The sequence below is a fragment of the Streptomyces sp. NBC_01016 genome, assembly GCF_026341035.1.
Lineage (GTDB): Bacteria > Actinomycetota > Actinomycetes > Streptomycetales > Streptomycetaceae > Streptomyces.
Genome location: NZ_JAPEOQ010000001.1, coordinates 5,064,337 through 5,079,726, shown reverse-complemented (window position 1 = coordinate 5,079,726; position 15,390 = coordinate 5,064,337). Strand labels below are relative to the sequence as shown.

Sequence of the window (15,390 nt, the reverse complement as noted above, 5' to 3'; positions counted from 1 at the left end):
CGGACCCCGCGCCTCAACGGCCGGCGGGGCTTGATTACCTGACGTCACTTGCAACCCCCTCGATCGACGCGATCAATTCGTGGTCCGCCCACCCCGCCGCGTGCTCCGCGACAACACGCCCGTGGAACAGCACAAGCACCCGGTCACACCGCCGCAGGTCGTCGAGCTCGTCCGACACGACGAGGACCGCCGTGCCGTCGTCCCGCGCGCTGTCCACCCGCCGCAGCAGCGACTCCTTGGACTTCACGTCGACGCCGGCCGTCGGATTGATCAGCACGAGCAACCGCGGGTCAGAGGCGAGCGCACGGGCCATCACCACCTTCTGCGCATTGCCACCGGACAGGTCGGACACGGGCTGGTCGGGCCCTTCCGTATGGATGTCGAGCCGCTGGATCAGCTCACGGGCGAACCGCCGGCGGCTCTCCGTACCGATGAAGCCGCGCCGGCCGAGCCGCCCGAGCACCGACAGCGTGGAGTTGTCACCGATGGACATCCCGGTGACGAGCCCCTGGTCGTGCCGGTCGCGCGGGACACACCCCACGCCCGCGGCGAGCGCGGCGGACACGTCCCCGAAGGGCAGCACGCGCCCGTCGAGCCGGGCGATGCCCGACGTGGGCGTGTGCAGTCCGGCGAGGGACTCCGCCAGCGCGATCTTGCCGCTGCCGCTGGAGCCCGCGAGCCCGACGACCTCGCCGCGCCGCGCGGTCAGATCCACGTCCTCGTACGTGTCCGAGGTCAACCCCACCACCTCCAGGACGACGGGCTCGACCGCCTCCTCGGCCGCCTGCTCGACGACCGCCTCCGCCGCGGCCGCCGCCTGTTCCGCGACCGCCTCCCCCGCCATCGCCTCGACGAGGGCGGGCCGCGGCAGTTCGGCGACCGGGGCGGTGGTGATCCAGCGGGCGTCGCGCAGCACGGTGACCGTCTGGCACACCTCGTACACCTCCTGGAGGTGGTGCGAGATGAACAGGAAGGTGACGCCCGATTCCTGGAGCGCCCGCATGCGGGCGAAGAGCCGCTCGATCTCGCGGTTGTCGAGCTGCGCGGTCGGCTCGTCGAGCACGATGAAGCGGGCACCGCCGCTCAACGCCCGCGCGATCTCGACCATTTGCCGGTCCTCGACCTTGAGGTCGGCGGTGCGCGCGCCGGGATCGACGCGCACGCCCCACGTGTCGAGCAGCTCCCGGGCCTCGGCGTCGAGCTTCTTCCAGCTGAAGAAGCCGCGCCGGGCGCCCGGCTGCCGGTTCAGGAACAGGTTCTCCGCGACGGTCAACTCGGGGATGACCGTGGGCTTTTGGTAGACGCAGGCGACCTTGGCGCGCCACGCCTCCCGGTCGCCGAGCGGCGGCGCGGACTCCCCGTCGAAGGTGAGCGTGCCCGCGTCGGCGGCCTGCAGCCCGGTGAGGACCTGGACGAGCGTGGACTTGCCCGCGCCGTTGCGCCCGACGAGCGCGTGGGACTCGCCCGCGCGCACGGTGAGCCGGCCGTCGGCGAGGGCGACCGTGGGCCCGTAGCGTTTGACGATGCCGCGGGCCTCGACCAAGGGCGGGGTGGCGGCGGTCACTTGACCGTGTTTCCCCACAGCTCGGAGTCGTCGACGTTCTTCTTGGTGACCAGCGGGGCGGGCAGTTGGTCCTCAAGGGTGCCGCTGGGCAGCTTCACGATCTTCGAGCCGTGGTCGGTGGCCCCGGGCTTGAACTTCTTCCCCTGCATCGCCGCCTTGATGTAGTACATGCCGTACTTGGCGTACGTGTCGGCGGGCTGCGAGACCGTCGCGTCGATCTGGCCCTTGCGGATGGCGGCGAACTCCTGCGGGATGCCGTCGTTCGACACGATCGTGATGTGCTTGGCCGAACCCGCCTTCTCCAGCATCCCCTTGGACTTGAGGGTCTGCAGCGTCGGCGCGAGATAGACCCCGCCCGCCTGCATGTAGATCCCCTTGATGTCGGGGTTGGCGTTGAGGAGGGTGTCGAGCTTGGACGCGGCGGTGTCCGACTCCCACTTCGCCGGGATCTCCAGGACCTTGAGCTTCGGGTATTTGTCCTTCACGCAGTCCCGGAAGGCCTTGGACCGCTCGCGTCCGTTCACCGACGCGAGATCGCCCATGATCTGGACGACCTTGCCGGACTTCACGTGGTCGCCGAGGTACTCGCAGGCCTTCTTGCCGTACGCGACGTTGTTGGCCCGTACGACCATGGCGACCTTGCCCTTGTCGGGCGCGACGTCCACGGCGACGACCGGCACGCCCTTGCGCTCGGCCTGGTCGAGCCCCGCGCCGATGGCGGCGCTGTCGAGCGGCGCGACCACGAGGCCCTTCACGCCCTGGTTGAGCTGGTTGTTGATGTCGGTGATCTGCTGCGACGGGTCACTGTTGGAGTTGACGGTCTTCAGCGCGTCCACGCCCTCGGACTTCGCCATCTTCGGCACGTAGTCGTTGTACGACTGCCAGAACGGCGAGGTCAGCAGCGGCAGGATGACACCCACCTTGCCCTTGCCGTCGCCGGCTCCGCCGCCACCGCCCGCACCGGCCGCGGTGTCCTTGGTGCTGCCGCAGGCGGCGAGGGCGAGGGCGGCGCAGCCGAGCAGGGCCACCGCGCCCAGCCCCCGCCTTCTGGAACTGCGGGCGCGCGAACTGCGAGCGCGCGCCGCGCTGTTCCCCCTGGTCGTTCCCTTCGAGTCCATCGTGGTGCCAGTCATCGGACTGCTCCTCGGCTCCTGAAGTCATGGGCGCGGTCGGTCCCCGCCCCTCCGGTTCCGGCCCGCGCCGAGATATTTATCAGACCACTTCGGGGCCCCAACACCCTTCGTAGGCAAGTTTTCTCGGTATTTACGCCCTCTGGGGCTGCGAAGAGGTCCGACTTCCTCGGTAGTGGTCCGACCACCTGGCTGGTTACACTGCGCGGCATGCAGAAGGCCACCGTCACCCAGCGGGCCATCGACCAGCTCAAGGCGATGATCGGCAGCGGCGAGCTCCAACCGGGCCAACGGCTGCCCACCGAGCGGGATCTGGCCGTGCAGCTCGGCATCTCGCGCAGCTCCATGCGGGAGGCGATCCGGGCGCTCACGGTGCTCGGCGCCCTGGAGGCGCGGCACGGATCCGGCATCTACGTCACGCAGTTGGAGGCCGGTGACCTGCTGGAGACGTTCGGGGTCGTCGCCGATCTGTCGCGCGGGCCCCGGCTCGTGGAGCTGCTCGAGGTGCGCCGCATCCTGGAGTCGACGGCCACGGCGCTCGCCGCGGCGCGGATCACCCGTGCGCAACTCGCCGAGGTCGAGGACCACTTGGCGGCGATGGAGGCGACGGACGACCCGGAGGAGATCCTGTCCCACGACCTGGCGTTCCACCGGACGATCGCCGCGGCCGCGGGCAACGACACGATGGCGGCGATCCTGGAGGGTCTGTCCTCCCGGACCTTCCGGGCGCGGGTGTGGCGCGGCTATGAGCAGGAGGGTGCCTTCGAGCGGACCCGTCGCGAGCATGCGCGGATTCTGCGGGCGCTGACGGCGCGGGATCCGGAAGCGGCGAGGGCCGCTGCCGCGGCGCATGTGGGTGAGGTGGAGGAGTGGTTGCGGGGGCAGTTGGGCTGACGCCCCCGGTCGGGCGGGGTTGACGCCGCGGGGCTCTGCCCCGGACCCCGCGCCTCAATCTCCCCCAGCCAACGCTGGGAGGTGCCCCCTGCGGGGCTTGAAATGACGAGACTCAGTCGCCGACCGGGCCAGGTTTGCCGACAGGACTTGAGACGGTCGACCCGGACGCCAGGGAGGAGGCGGTCGGTCCGGCCGCCGCCAAGCTGGTCGACTTCTTCGGCAAGCATCTCTGATCAGGCCCGCCTCTGATCAGGCCCGCCTGAAGCCCGGAACCGAAGGCCCCACGCCCACCGCGAGTGTGGGGCCTTCGCGCGCGCTCACTCCGAGGCCGCGACCTCCAACGCCGTCAGCAGCAACTCCAACGCCACCTCGAAGGAACTCCCCGCCATCAGCGGCAAGTGATCGCGCGCAGCGCCGAGTTGGGGATGCGTCTCGGCCGAAAGGTTCGCGTACTCCCCCGTCCACGCCCGGTCGTCCGCCTCCCGCCGCTCCGCGGGCAGCGCCAGATACGCGGCGTCGAGGGCCGCGTGGCCGAGGACGGTGTCGACGAAGGCGGAGTAGTGCCGCACCGCGTCCTCGTCCCCGAAGCCGGCCCGCTTGAGCAGCCCGATCCCCGCGTCGACGGCCCGGAACTCGTGCGGACGCCGCGTCACCCGGTACGCCGCGAGCGCCGCCACCCGCGGGTGCGCGCGGTACCCGCGGTGGATGCGCAGGCCGAACTCGCGCAGCCCGTCGCGCCAGGCCATCCGCTCGGGGTGGAAACCGTCCATGGCCTCGCCGATGAGCCGGTCGGAGACGGCGAGCAGCAGGTCGTCCGTGCTGTGGAAGTAGCGGTACAGCGCGCTCGGGTCGCAGCCCAGGGCCGCGCCGATCCTGCGCACGCTCAGCGCATCGCCGCCGTGCTGCCCGACCAGGCGCAGCGCGCATTCGACGATCACGTCCTCGGACAGCAGCACCCCCGATCTGGTCGGCTTGCGGCGCCGCCGCTCCACCGGGATCCGCCCTTCCGGCACGGCCCTCTCCCCTCCTTCGCCCGACGCGTCCCGCTTATGACAACACCATTGACGCAAGCTGACAAGGCCGATTTGATCGCGGTCGCCGCCCCTCGCACACCTCCCACTCCCCTGTCCTCCCTGCCTCCCCTGCCGTCAGGAGATCGATCATGAGAAGCGAACCACCGGGCCTGCGCCGCTCCCTCGGCCTCGTCGACGGCATCGCCATCGCCGCGTCCAGCACCGCCGCGACCACCAGCATCGGCATCGGGATGGGGTCCCTCGCCGCGACGGTCGGGCTGCACGCGCCCGCGGTCCTGCTCGTCGCGTTCGTGCCGATCCTGGGAATCGCGGTGGCCTACGCGCGGCTGAACCGCCAGGAGCCGAACATGGGCAGCGGCTATGTATGGGTGGGCCGTTCGCTCGGCCCCTGGCTCGGCTTCCTCACGGGCTGGGTCACGCTCGTCGGCACACTGATCTTCATGGCGTACACGAGCGCGGTGACGGGCTCGGTCTTCCTCCAGTTCGCCAACAAGGCACATCTGCATACGGTGTTGGGGATTGACCTCGACCCGAACTCGACGGCACTTTCGACCGTCGTCGGCCTGCTCGTACTCACCGCCGTCACCGTCACCGCGGTCACCGGCGTCCGCAAGGCGACCCGCCTCCAGGCGTGGCTGCTCGTCTTCGAGTACGTGGTGCTGCTCGGGTTCTGCGGCTGGTCCCTGGTCACCGGCTCGCACGCCTTCCAGTGGTCGTGGTTCAACCCGTTCGACATCCACGGCGGCACGGCCTTCGCGCAGGGCCTGGTCCTCGCGGTGTTCTTCTTCTGGGGCTGGGACGCGGCGTTCACGGTGACCGAGGAGACGAAGGACGTGCGGGACGCGGGGCGCGGCGGGTTGATCGCCCTGTTCGCGATGCTCGGACTGTTCCTCTACGGTTCCGTGGCCTTCCAGCGCGAGATGTCGCTGCCCGAACTGGTCGAGCAGGGCCCGCAGGCCCTCACCTACCTCGGCGCGAAGCTCGCCGACGAGCCGGTGGCCAGCCTGCCGCTGCTCGCGCTGCTGTTCTCGGCGGTGGCCTCCCTCCAGGCCAGCGTGATCCCGACGGCGCGCGGGCTGCTCGCGATGGGCCGGGACCGCACGATGGGCCAGGTGTGGACGCGGGTGAGCCCCCGCTACGGTTCGCCGGCCGCGGGCACCGTCGTCGTGATGTCGATCGCGGCGGCCGTGGCCCTGCTCGCCCTGGCGATACCGAAGTTGAACGAGATGATCCTCGCCGCCGTGAACTCCATCGGGCTCACCGTCGCCCTCTACTACGGCCTCACGGCCCTCGCCTGCTCGGTCCGTTTCCGCTCACTGCTGCGCACAGCGCCCCGCGAGGCGGTGCGCGCGGTCCTCGTGCCGGGGCTCAGCGCACTCGCGCTGCTCGGCATCGGGGCGTACCTGGCGTACTCGTACGCGACGATGAGCGACCACTTCGAACTGTCGCCGGACAACGGCTGGTTCATGCTGGCGGTGCCCGCGGTGATCGTCGTGTCCGGTGTCGTGATGGCCGCCGTCGCCAAGTACGGGCGCCGCTCCCCGTACTTCAGGACCGGGCGCGGCACGGACGCCGACGCCGTCGAACTGGCCGGGCCGACGGCCAACTGACCGCCCTCTCGTAACACCCGCACATGTACTAGGAGTTGAAAACATGTCCACACCCGCCGACCTCGTCTTCACCGGCGGTCCCGTCCACACCGGCTCCCCCGCCCGCTCGCGCGCCACCACGGCCGCGGTGCGCGGCGAGCGGATCGTCGCCGTAGGCCACGACGAAGTACGCGAGTTGATAGGCCCGCGCACCGAAGTGGTCGACCTGGCGGGGAAGTTGCTGATCCCCGGTTTCCAGGACGCGCACGCGCACCCCGTCGGGGCGGGCATGGAGATGGGCCAGTGCGATCTGAGCGGCTCGACGACGCTCGCCGAGTACCGGGAGCGGATCGCCGCGTACGCGAGCGCGCACCCGGACGCCGAGTGGATCACCGGGGGCGGCTGGGCGATGGAGGCGTTCCCCGGCGGGCTGCCGACGGCGGCCGAGCTCGACGCCCTGGTGCCGGACCGGCCGGTGTATCTGGTCAACCGCGACCACCACGGCGCCTGGGTCAACTCGCGTGCCCTGCGGGCCGCGGGGATCGACGCCCGTACCCCCGACCCGGCGGACGGCCGCATCGAGCGCGAACCGGACGGCACGCCGACGGGCATGCTCCAGGAGGGCGCCGCGAACCTCGTCGGCCGTCTGCTGCCTCCGGTCACCCGCGAGGAGAAGATCGCGGGCCTGCTCCGCGCCCAGGAGCACCTGCACTCGCTCGGCGTCACGGCCTGGCAGGACGCCATCCTCGGCGACCACGCCAACCTCACCGACCCGACGGACGCGTATCTGGCGTGCGCCGACGACGGGCGGCTCACCGCGCGTGTCGTGGGCGCGCTGTGGTGGGACCGCGCTCGCGGCACCGAGCAGATCGGGGAACTGCTCGCCCGGCGCGAGGCCGGCACCCGTGGCCGGCTCCGCTCGACGACCGTGAAGATCATGCAGGACGGGGTGGCGGAGAACGGCACGGCGGCGCTGCTCGGCCCGTATCTCGACGGCTGCGGCTGCCGCTCGGACAACAGCGGGATCAGCTTCGTACCGCCCGAGGCGCTGAAGAAGTACGTGACCGAGCTGGACGCCCACGGTTTCCAGGTGCACTTCCACGCGCTCGGCGACCGGGCCGTCCGCGAGGCACTCGATGCCGTGGAAGCGGCACGGGGGGCCAATGGTTGGACGGATACCCGCCCGCACCTGGCTCACCTTCAGGTCGTGCACCCCGATGACATCGGCCGGTTCCGGGAGCTGGGCGCGACGGCGAACATGCAGGCGCTGTGGGCCGCGCACGAGCCGCAGATGGACGAGCTGACGATCCCGTTCCTCGGGGCGGAGCGCTCGGCCCGGCAGTACCCGTTCGCGGCGCTGCTGGGGGCGGGGGCGACACTTGCGGCGGGCAGCGACTGGCCGGTGAGCAGCCCGGATCCGTTGCAGGGGATCCATGTCGCGGTGAACCGGGTGCTGGCGGATGCGCCTGCGGGGACGCCGGTGTTCCTGCCGGAGCAGCGGATCGGGCTGGGCGATGCGCTCGCGGCGTACACCTCCGGTAGCGCGTACGTGAATCATCTGGACGCCGATACCGGGGTTATCGCGGCGGGGTGTCTCGCGGACCTCGTGGTCCTGGACAGGGACCCGTTCGCCGGGCCCGCGACGGAGATCGGCGCGACGCGTGTCGAGCAGACCTTCGTCGGGGGTCAGCGAGTGTTTGCCAGTTGACGCCCAACGGGGCTGGGGCCTCGGGGCTCTTCCCCGGACCCCGCGGGCTCTCGCCCGAAAGGCGGGGCTATAGGTGCCCCGTCGGACTCAATCCACGCTGGGCAGAATGTGCGGCTCAGCCAGATCGTCCTCGTAACCCGCGAGGCGAATCGGCGCCGACCTCGCCCAGACGTCGAGACTGCCAAGCTTCTCCGGCCTGCGTCGGCCGGCCCGCTCGGCTCGGTCCTTAGGGCTCTGTTCGCGATTCGTCTTCTCTGGTGTCACCGCGCACTCCTTGTGTGTCGGGTAACCCGCTTCGGCGGTCCGTCCCTGCGTCGCGCGGGGTCCGGCGCCCGATCGGGCTTGTGTAGAGGGCCAGTTCGGGCGCGGTGGCGCCGGTTGTCGCTCGTTGGGTCGGCCGTGGTTCTCGGTCTGTCCCTGTACGGCCACCATGGGTCGAGGTGTCGGACCCACTTGCGGTAACCGTGCGGCTACAGCCTAACCATATGAGCGGGGGTCCGCTCACTGGGGCTGGAATCTCTGGGTCTTTCGGAGGTCGCCTGGCGTTCATTCAGCCATGGACACCCGTCCAGGCGCGAAGGGTTTTCGCTCGTACGGGGGCACTTCAGGACATCACGGCGTGTCGCCAGGCGGTGTTGACGCGGCCCCAGGCGTCGCCCGGGGCCGACGAGGCGCGTGGGACGGGGCGGCCGACGCCGGAGATTGGCGTCAACTCGCCCCCTGCCGCCGGACGCTAATCGCTCTCGACCGGCACGTTCTCCGCGCGCCCACGCAGGGTCCGTACGAGGAAGAACGCTCCCACCAGCACGACGACCGCGACCAGGACGAGCAGGTCCGGGACGCGGTCGCCCATGCCGCGCGCCCACTGCTCGGCGGCGAACGAGTTGTCGACGTCGAGGAGTCCGGGAAGCGCCGTCGTCCCGTCGAAGACCAGAAACAGCGTGCCGAGCGCCAGGAAGAACAGACCGGAAGCCAGCGACGTCGAGTGCGTCTCGAAACGGCCGATGCGGATCGGACGGCCGCGCAGCCACCGCTTCCCGCCAAGGTCGAACCGTTCCCACAACAGCGCGAGCAGGAACAGCGGTACGGCCATGCCCAGGGCGTACACCGCGAGCAGCGCACCGCCGTACACCGGGTGCCCGCCGAGCGCCGCGACCGTGAGGACGCTGCCGAGGATCGGTCCCGCGCAGAAGCCGGCAAGGCCGTAGACCGCCCCGAGCGCGTACACCGACACCGCGTTGGTGGGGCGGATGCGGCCGGAGAGTTCCGACATGCGGCGGGAGGCGAAGCCGCGTCCCGCGATCTGCAGCACGCCGAGCGCGATGATCAGCCAGCCGCCGATGGAGACGAGCAGGTCACGGTTGCCGTAGAAGAAGCGGCCCGCGTACGAGCCGGCGGCGCCGAGCGGGACCAGGGTGGTGGCGAGCCCCAGGTAGAAGACTCCGGTGCGGGCGACGAGCCGCGTCGGGCTGTCGATGGAGTACGCGAAGAACGCGGGCAGCAGCAACGCGCTGCACGGGCTGAGCAGGGCGAGCAGGCCGCCGAGGAATGCCGCGAAGTAGCCGATGTCGCTCACTTGCCGCCGCCGGACTTCGCGGACTGCGCCTTCGCCGCCTCGATGGCCTGCTCGAAGGCGGCCTCGGGCTGCGCGCCCGCGATGGGCTGGCCGTTGATGAGGAAGGACGGCGTGGAGGTGGCTCCGAGCGCGTACGCCTCGTCGCTGTCCTGCTTCACCGCGGCCTGCGCCGCCTTGCCTGCGCGGTCGGTGCGGAACCGGTCGAGGTCCTTCACCCCGGCCTCGCGGGCGAGCGCGTCGAGGCGGTCCGCGCCGAAGCCCTTGTCCTTGGCGCCGTCGGCGTACGCCGCCTTGTGGAACTGCCAGAAGCGGCCCTGCTGTCCGGCGGCCCACGCGGCGCGCGCGGCGGACTGCGAGTCGGCGCCGAAGATCGGGAAGTTGCGCCACTCGATGCGCAACGTGCCGTCGTCGACGTACTTCTTCACCAGGTCGGGTTCGGTGTCGCGGGCGAACTTCCCGCAGTAGCCGCACTTGAAGTCGGCGTACTCGATGAGCACCACGGGCGCGTCGGCGCGGCCCTGCGCGAGCGGGTCCTTGGCGTCGCGCCGGGCGAGCTTCACGAGCTTGTCGGTCAGCTCGTCGTTGGCCTCTGTGGTGTCCGCCTGCTGCTGGTCGGCCACGTCGGTACGGGCCTCGGGCCTGGTCGCGGTGTACGAGACGGTGCCGAGGAGGATCGCGGCCACGGCGACGGATGCGGCGATCGCGGCGGTGCGGCGCTGCTTGGCGCGGATGGAGGTGTTCTTGGGCATGACGAAGTCGTCCTTGCGTGCGTGAGGAATGCGTGATGACGGGTGGGGCGGGGCGTCATCTACACGCGCAGGACGGACAGTTCGACCGGTGAGGGCGGATCGTTGGGCGGCGGCGGGCCGCGGCCCACCGGGGTCGGCGGCACGATGCCCGTGAGCGGCGCGGCGGCGCCGTGCCCGTGGGCGTACGCGAGCGGGGCGAGGAGTTCGTGGGCGCTCGTGCCGCGCGTGGGCACGCCCTGGCGGCTGTCGGGGGCGTGCTGCCCCTGTGGGTCGCAGTCCGGTGTGCCCGGCGACGCCAGTTGCTGTACGGACGCGAGGGCCGGGGCCGGTTCGACGGGTGCGCCGCCGAAGTCGCTGCCCCATGCCGTGCCCAGCACGGTGACCAGGAGGGTCACCAGCAGAGCGGGAACGGTGAGGCGGCGCATGCGGCAATTCTGCACCATGGGAGAAAGGGGACAGCGTTCACGTCCTGTTGACCGGTGGGTCGGCTCGGCCTCAGTTCGCCATGGTCTGCTTCCGGACAGGCTGCGGAAGAGCTTCGGGAGGAGTCTCAATGGCGAAGTCAACTGCCATGGAACGCGTCGAACTGCGCACCGTCGAGGAATTGATGGCCGCCCTGCACGCCTGCCGGGGCGCCTGGGACGCCCCGGACCGCAGCGGCGATCCCGTCGATCTGCACGATCACGCGCTGCAGACGGCGGCGCTGCTGCGCCGCTCCCGGCCCAGCGACAAGGAGTTGCAGGTCGCGGGCCTCGTCCACGACCTCGGGCATCTGCTGTGCCCGGGCGACGACGCGGGGCACGCGGACCGGGCGGCGGACGCGGTGCGCGGCCTCCTCGGCGAGCGGGTGGCACAGCTCGTACGGCTGCACGTGCCGGCGAAGCGGTATCTGGCGACGACCGAGCCGGGGCGCGGCCTGTCCCCGCAGAGCGCGCTGACGCTGGGCGTTCAGGGCGGCCCGATGACGCCCCGGGAGGTGGCGGCGTTCGAGGCGGACCCGCATTCCGAGGATGCGGTGACGGTGCGGCAGGCGGACGACGCGGGCAAGGTGGTGGGCCTCGACGCGGGGGTCCTGGAGGACTGGCGCCCGGTGCTCGAACTCGTGGCGGCCACCCACGCCGCGTACGTCCGCTAGTCCGGCGGCCTCCACAAACGGCCCACGAACCGTGCACGGCTGACACATCGTCATACACCGTGCGCCCGTGAGACCGTACGCGCATGGCTGCGTCCCCGATGGCTCCCACGGATCACCCGCGCGTGCTCGACGGCAGGGCGGCCGTCGTGACCGGCGCCTCGCGCGGCATCGGCCGCGCGATCGCGGAGGAACTCGCAGACTCCGGCGCCCTGTTGTGCGTGACGGCGCGGGATCCGCACGGGGTACGCGAGGCCGTCGCGGCGCTGCGGGCGCGGGGCGCGGAGGCGGTGGGTGTGCCCGGGTCCGTGGCCGATCCGGCGCATCTGTGGGAGGTGACGGAGCGGACGATGGCCGAGTTCGGGCGGGTCGACATCGTCGTGAACAACGCCGCGACCAACCAGCCGTACGGCCCGCTCATGGACGCCGATCCGGATACCTGGCGCACGGCCTTCACGATGAACGTGGAGGCACCGCTGCGTCTGGTGCAGTGCGCGTGGCGGGCGTGGATGAGCGAGCACGGCGGCGCCGTCGTCAATGTGTGCACGGAGGGCGCGGGCCATGTCGGCCCGAACGTCGGCGCGTACGGCACCAGCAAGGCGGCACTGCTGCACCTGACCGCTCAACTGGCGGGCGAGATGGGCCCGTTGGTGCGCGTGAACTCCGTCTCCCCCGGCCTCGTCCGCACCGAGATGGCCCGCTTCGTGTGGGAGCGGGCCGAGGAGTCGGTGGCGGCGGGGCTTCCGACCGGGCGGATCGGGGAGCCGGAGGACGTGGCGCGCGCGGTGCGCTGGCTGGCCTCGGACGAGGCGTCCTGGATCACCGGGGCGGAGCTGCTTGTGGACGGCGGTACGCGGGTGCGCGCCGCCTCAGCGGGCGGCGCGTCGAACGACGCCGTCCACAAGCAGCTGCGTCACCACTTGCCGGGCTCGTAGTCCTTCAGGAAGACGCCGTACACGTCGTCGCCGGCCTCGCCGCGGACGACGGGGTCGTAGACGCGGGCGGCGCCGTCGACCAGGTCGAGCGGGGCGTGGAAGCCCTCCTCGGCGAGGCGCAGCTTGTCGTAGTGCGGGCGCTCGTCGGTGATCCAGCCGGTGTCGACGGAGGTCATCAGGATGCCGTCGGCCTGGAACATCTCGTGGGCGCTGGTGCGCGTCACCATGTTCATCGCGGCCTTGGCGGCGTTGGTGTTCGGGTGGCCCGCGCCCTTGTAGCCGCGGCCGAAGACACCCTCCATCGCCGAGACGTTGACGACGTACGCGCGTCCGCTCTCCGCCTTCTTCGCGGCGTCGGACATCGCCGGGCGCAGCGCGCTGATCAGGATGAACGGCGACGTGTAGTTGCAGAGCTGGGTCTCGAGCAGCTCGACCGGGGAGATCTGGTCGATGGTCTGCACCCAGGTGTTGGAATCGACGACGTCCGGGACGAGGCCGCCCGCGTCGATCGCGGAGCCGTCGAGGTGCCGCTCGACGCTCGCGTTGCCCGCGACGAGCGCCAGGTCGGCGACCTTCTGGGCGTCGATGCCGCTGGTGCCGATGGGCAGCGCGGCGATGCCGTCGACGGAGCCCGAGTTGAAGGCGCCGATGACGTGGTGCGGCGGCAGCTCTCCTGCGGGCAGCGGCGCGCTCTCGCCGTCGACGAGGGCGGCGTAGGCGGAGGGCAGCCGGCGCACGGTCTGCGTCGCGTTGTTGATGAGGATGTCGAGCGGGCCCGCGGCGGCGACCTGCTCGGCGAGGGCGACGGCCTGGCCCGGGTCGCGCAGGTCGAGGCCGACGACCTCCAGGCGGTGGATCCAGTCCGCCGAGTCCTCCATCGCCTTGAAGCGGCGGATGGCGTCCTTGGGGAACCGGGTGGTGATCGTGGTGTGCGCGCCGTCACGGAGGAGGCGCAGCGCGATGTACATGCCGATCTTGGCGCGGCCGCCGGTGAGCAGGGCGCGCTTGCCGCTGAGGTCGGCGCGGGCGTCGCGCTTCGTCCGGTTCAGGCGGGCGCAGTCGGGACAGAGCTGGTGGTAGAAGTAGTCGACTTCCACGTACCGGGTCTTGCAGGTGTAGCAGGAGCGCGGGCGCTGGAGTATCCCCGCGAACCTGCCCTCCTCGGTCTGCGAGGAAGGCAGGATGCCCTCGGTCTCGTCGTCGATGCGCTGCGCGGACCCGGTCGCCGTCGCCTCGGTGACCGCCTTGTCGTGGGCGGTCTTGGCGGCGCGGCGCTCCTGGCGGCGGCGCTGCTTCACGGTCCGGTAGATGCCGGCGGTGGCCCTGCGGACGGTGATCGCGTCGGGATGGTCGACGTCGATCTCGTCGAGCTCCTCCAGCACACTGAGGCAGACGGCGAGCCGCTCGGGGTCGATGCCGGGGCCGAGGTCGGCGTCGCCGCTCTCGACGGCGTCCGTGGCCTCGACGACCTCGTCGGCCTGGTTGTCCTCTGTCACGGTCATCGCCGCTGCTGTTCCTCGTGTCGCTCGTGCCGCGGCGACACCTGGGGGCCGCGGCTGCCAAAAGGCGGCACCTTACAGGTCACTCGGTTGATCCCGCCAGATCCGGAGGATACTGGCGGGAGCGGCGTCGACCCAAATGACGGTCGTCGGCACCAGCGGCTACGTCAGGTCGCCGCCTTCTCGCACGCCGCCCCGAGCGCGGCCACTTCCTCCCGGATCGCCCGCGCCAGCACGTCGAGGTCCGGTACGGCGCTCGCGTCGGCGACGAGGCCGTAGTGGACCCGCCCGCGGTACGTCGACACCGCCACCGCGAGGGACTGGCCCTGGGCCAACGGCGCCAGTGGGAAGACCTCGGTGAGCGGGCAGCCGCCCAGTTTCAGGCCGAGGCTGGGCAGCGGCACGCTCGTGACCAGCAGGTCGAAGAGGAGGCGCGCGTTCTGGCCGACGAGGCCGCCGCCGAGCCGGAGGCCGAGCGGTGGGACGTGGTCGGCGAGCAGGGCGACGGCGCCCGCGCCGCGCGTGGGCCCGACGTCCTTGCGCCGGTTCATGGCGGCCCGTACGACCCGCAGCCGCTCCACCGGGTCCGGCTCGGCGACGGGCAGGCGCAGGAGGTAGCCGGAGAGCCGGTTGCCCTGCGGGTGGGCGGTGCGGGGCCTGCGCCGGGAGACCGGGACGAGGGCGCGGGGCTCGACGCCCTCGCTGCCGTCGCCGCGCTCGTCGAGCCAGCGCCGGACGGCTCCGGCGACCACGGCTATCAGCACGTCGTTCACCGTGCCGCCGACCGTCTTGCGGATGCGGTGCACGTCGTCGAGGTCGAGCACGACCCCTGCGGTGCTCCGGGTGCCGCTGGCCTTCGAGGTGAGCGCGGGCGACGTGCGCACACCCCAGGTGGCGCGGGCGACGGACGCGCCGATGGACACGGCCTGTGTCGCGCTGGTCGCCAGCGCCCGCACATGGTCGGGGTAGCGGCGCGGGTCGAGGTCACCGAGGGTGATCTCGCGCAGGCCGGGGAACGGGAGGCGCAGTCCGCGGCGCGGGGCGGGCGCGTCCTTCGGGGTGCGACCGGCGGGCAGGTCGATCGGGTCCATGACGCCGGCGGCGAGGGTCAGGGCGCGCAGCCCGTCGGCGAGTGCGTGGTGGAACTTGAAGAGCACGGCGAACGACGCGCCGTCGGCGGCCGGCAGCACGTGCGCCTCCCACGGCGGGCGGCCGCGGTCGAGCGGGCGTTCCATGAGCGCGCCCGCGGCGGCGTGGAAGTCGTCGACGGGCCCGGCCATCCACACGTGGTCGAGCGGGTCGAAGTCGGCGGCGGGCACGCGGGCCGCGCCGCCGACCGGCACGAGCACGCCGGCGATCCGCATCCGCAGGCCCGCCACGCCCGCGGCGCGGGTGGCGAGCAGCTCGAAGGCGTGCCGGGCGGCTCCGGGGTCGTCGGCCTCGAACACGCCCAACGCCCCGAGGTGCATGGGGTGTTCGGCGGTCTCGATGTTCCAGAAAGTCAGGTCGAGTGGAGCGAGCAAGTCCGAACTCAGAGAGGTCATGAAGGGCTCTCGCGTCGACGACGGTGAGCCCGCAGT

The 15,390-nt window shown here is 71.7% G+C and carries 13 protein-coding genes; 5 read left to right on the top strand and 8 right to left on the bottom strand.

What is annotated here, in order from left to right:
• Window positions 1-34: 34 nt before the first annotated feature.
• Window positions 35-1,564 (bottom strand): sugar ABC transporter ATP-binding protein, encoded by a 1,530-nt coding sequence (locus tag OG746_RS22765; RefSeq protein ID WP_266717330.1) that lies wholly within the window; start codon window positions 1,562-1,564, stop codon window positions 35-37.
• A complete protein-coding gene (locus tag OG746_RS22760; protein WP_266717328.1) occupies window positions 1,561-2,697 on the bottom strand; it encodes a sugar ABC transporter substrate-binding protein in 1,137 nt (378 codons plus the stop codon). The genes OG746_RS22765 and OG746_RS22760 overlap by 4 nt, the downstream gene beginning before the upstream one ends.
• A gap of 207 nt (window positions 2,698-2,904) precedes the next feature.
• On the opposite strand from OG746_RS22760, the gene OG746_RS22755 reads away from it, so the two are divergent.
• Window positions 2,905-3,588 (top strand): FadR/GntR family transcriptional regulator, encoded by a 684-nt coding sequence (locus OG746_RS22755; RefSeq protein WP_266717326.1) that lies wholly within the window; start codon window positions 2,905-2,907, stop codon window positions 3,586-3,588.
• Window positions 3,589-3,905: 317 nt separating this feature from the next.
• On the opposite strand, the gene OG746_RS22750 is transcribed toward OG746_RS22755, so the two are convergent.
• Window positions 3,906-4,601, bottom strand: coding sequence for a TetR/AcrR family transcriptional regulator (locus OG746_RS22750; protein ID WP_266717324.1), 696 nt, complete (start codon window positions 4,599-4,601; stop codon window positions 3,906-3,908).
• 149 nt (window positions 4,602-4,750) lie between these two features.
• On the opposite strand from OG746_RS22750, the gene OG746_RS22745 reads away from it, so the two are divergent.
• Entirely contained in the window at window positions 4,751-6,232 is a 1,482-nt protein-coding gene (locus tag OG746_RS22745; protein ID WP_266717322.1) for an APC family permease, read from the top strand.
• A gap of 43 nt (window positions 6,233-6,275) precedes the next feature.
• Window positions 6,276-7,919, top strand: coding sequence for an amidohydrolase (locus OG746_RS22740; protein ID WP_266717321.1), 1,644 nt, complete (start codon window positions 6,276-6,278; stop codon window positions 7,917-7,919).
• Window positions 7,920-8,652: 733 nt separating this feature from the next.
• Here the strand turns inward: OG746_RS22740 and OG746_RS22735 are convergent.
• The 3 genes from OG746_RS22735 to OG746_RS22725 are packed head-to-tail and all read right to left on the bottom strand — an operon-like array spanning window position 8,653 to window position 10,669.
• Window positions 8,653-9,495 (bottom strand): cytochrome c biogenesis CcdA family protein, encoded by an 843-nt coding sequence (locus OG746_RS22735; protein WP_266717319.1) that lies wholly within the window; start codon window positions 9,493-9,495, stop codon window positions 8,653-8,655.
• Entirely contained in the window at window positions 9,492-10,244 is a 753-nt protein-coding gene (locus OG746_RS22730) for a DsbA family protein (RefSeq protein WP_266717317.1), read from the bottom strand. Before OG746_RS22730 ends, OG746_RS22735 begins: the two co-directional genes overlap by 4 nt.
• Window positions 10,245-10,303: 59 nt before the next feature.
• Window positions 10,304-10,669, bottom strand: a complete 366-nt coding sequence (locus OG746_RS22725; protein WP_266717315.1) for a hypothetical protein — start codon at window positions 10,667-10,669, stop codon at window positions 10,304-10,306.
• A 128-nt stretch (window positions 10,670-10,797) separates the two neighbouring features.
• Between OG746_RS22725 and OG746_RS22720 the strand changes: the two genes are divergently transcribed.
• A complete protein-coding gene (locus OG746_RS22720) occupies window positions 10,798-11,379 on the top strand; it encodes an HD domain-containing protein (protein ID WP_266717313.1) in 582 nt (193 codons plus the stop codon).
• Between the two features lie 83 nt (window positions 11,380-11,462).
• Entirely contained in the window at window positions 11,463-12,311 is an 849-nt protein-coding gene (locus OG746_RS22715; RefSeq protein WP_266717312.1) for an SDR family oxidoreductase, read from the top strand.
• Here the strand turns inward: OG746_RS22715 and OG746_RS22710 are convergent.
• A complete protein-coding gene (locus OG746_RS22710) occupies window positions 12,290-13,813 on the bottom strand; it encodes an SDR family NAD(P)-dependent oxidoreductase (protein WP_266717311.1) in 1,524 nt (507 codons plus the stop codon). The genes OG746_RS22715 and OG746_RS22710 overlap by 22 nt on opposite strands.
• 164 nt (window positions 13,814-13,977) lie before the next feature.
• The gene (locus OG746_RS22705; RefSeq protein ID WP_266719124.1) at window positions 13,978-15,345 is read right to left on the bottom strand and encodes a wax ester/triacylglycerol synthase family O-acyltransferase; all 1,368 of its coding nucleotides are present in this window, start codon (window positions 15,343-15,345) and stop codon (window positions 13,978-13,980) included.
• Window positions 15,346-15,390: the final 45 nt, after the last annotated feature.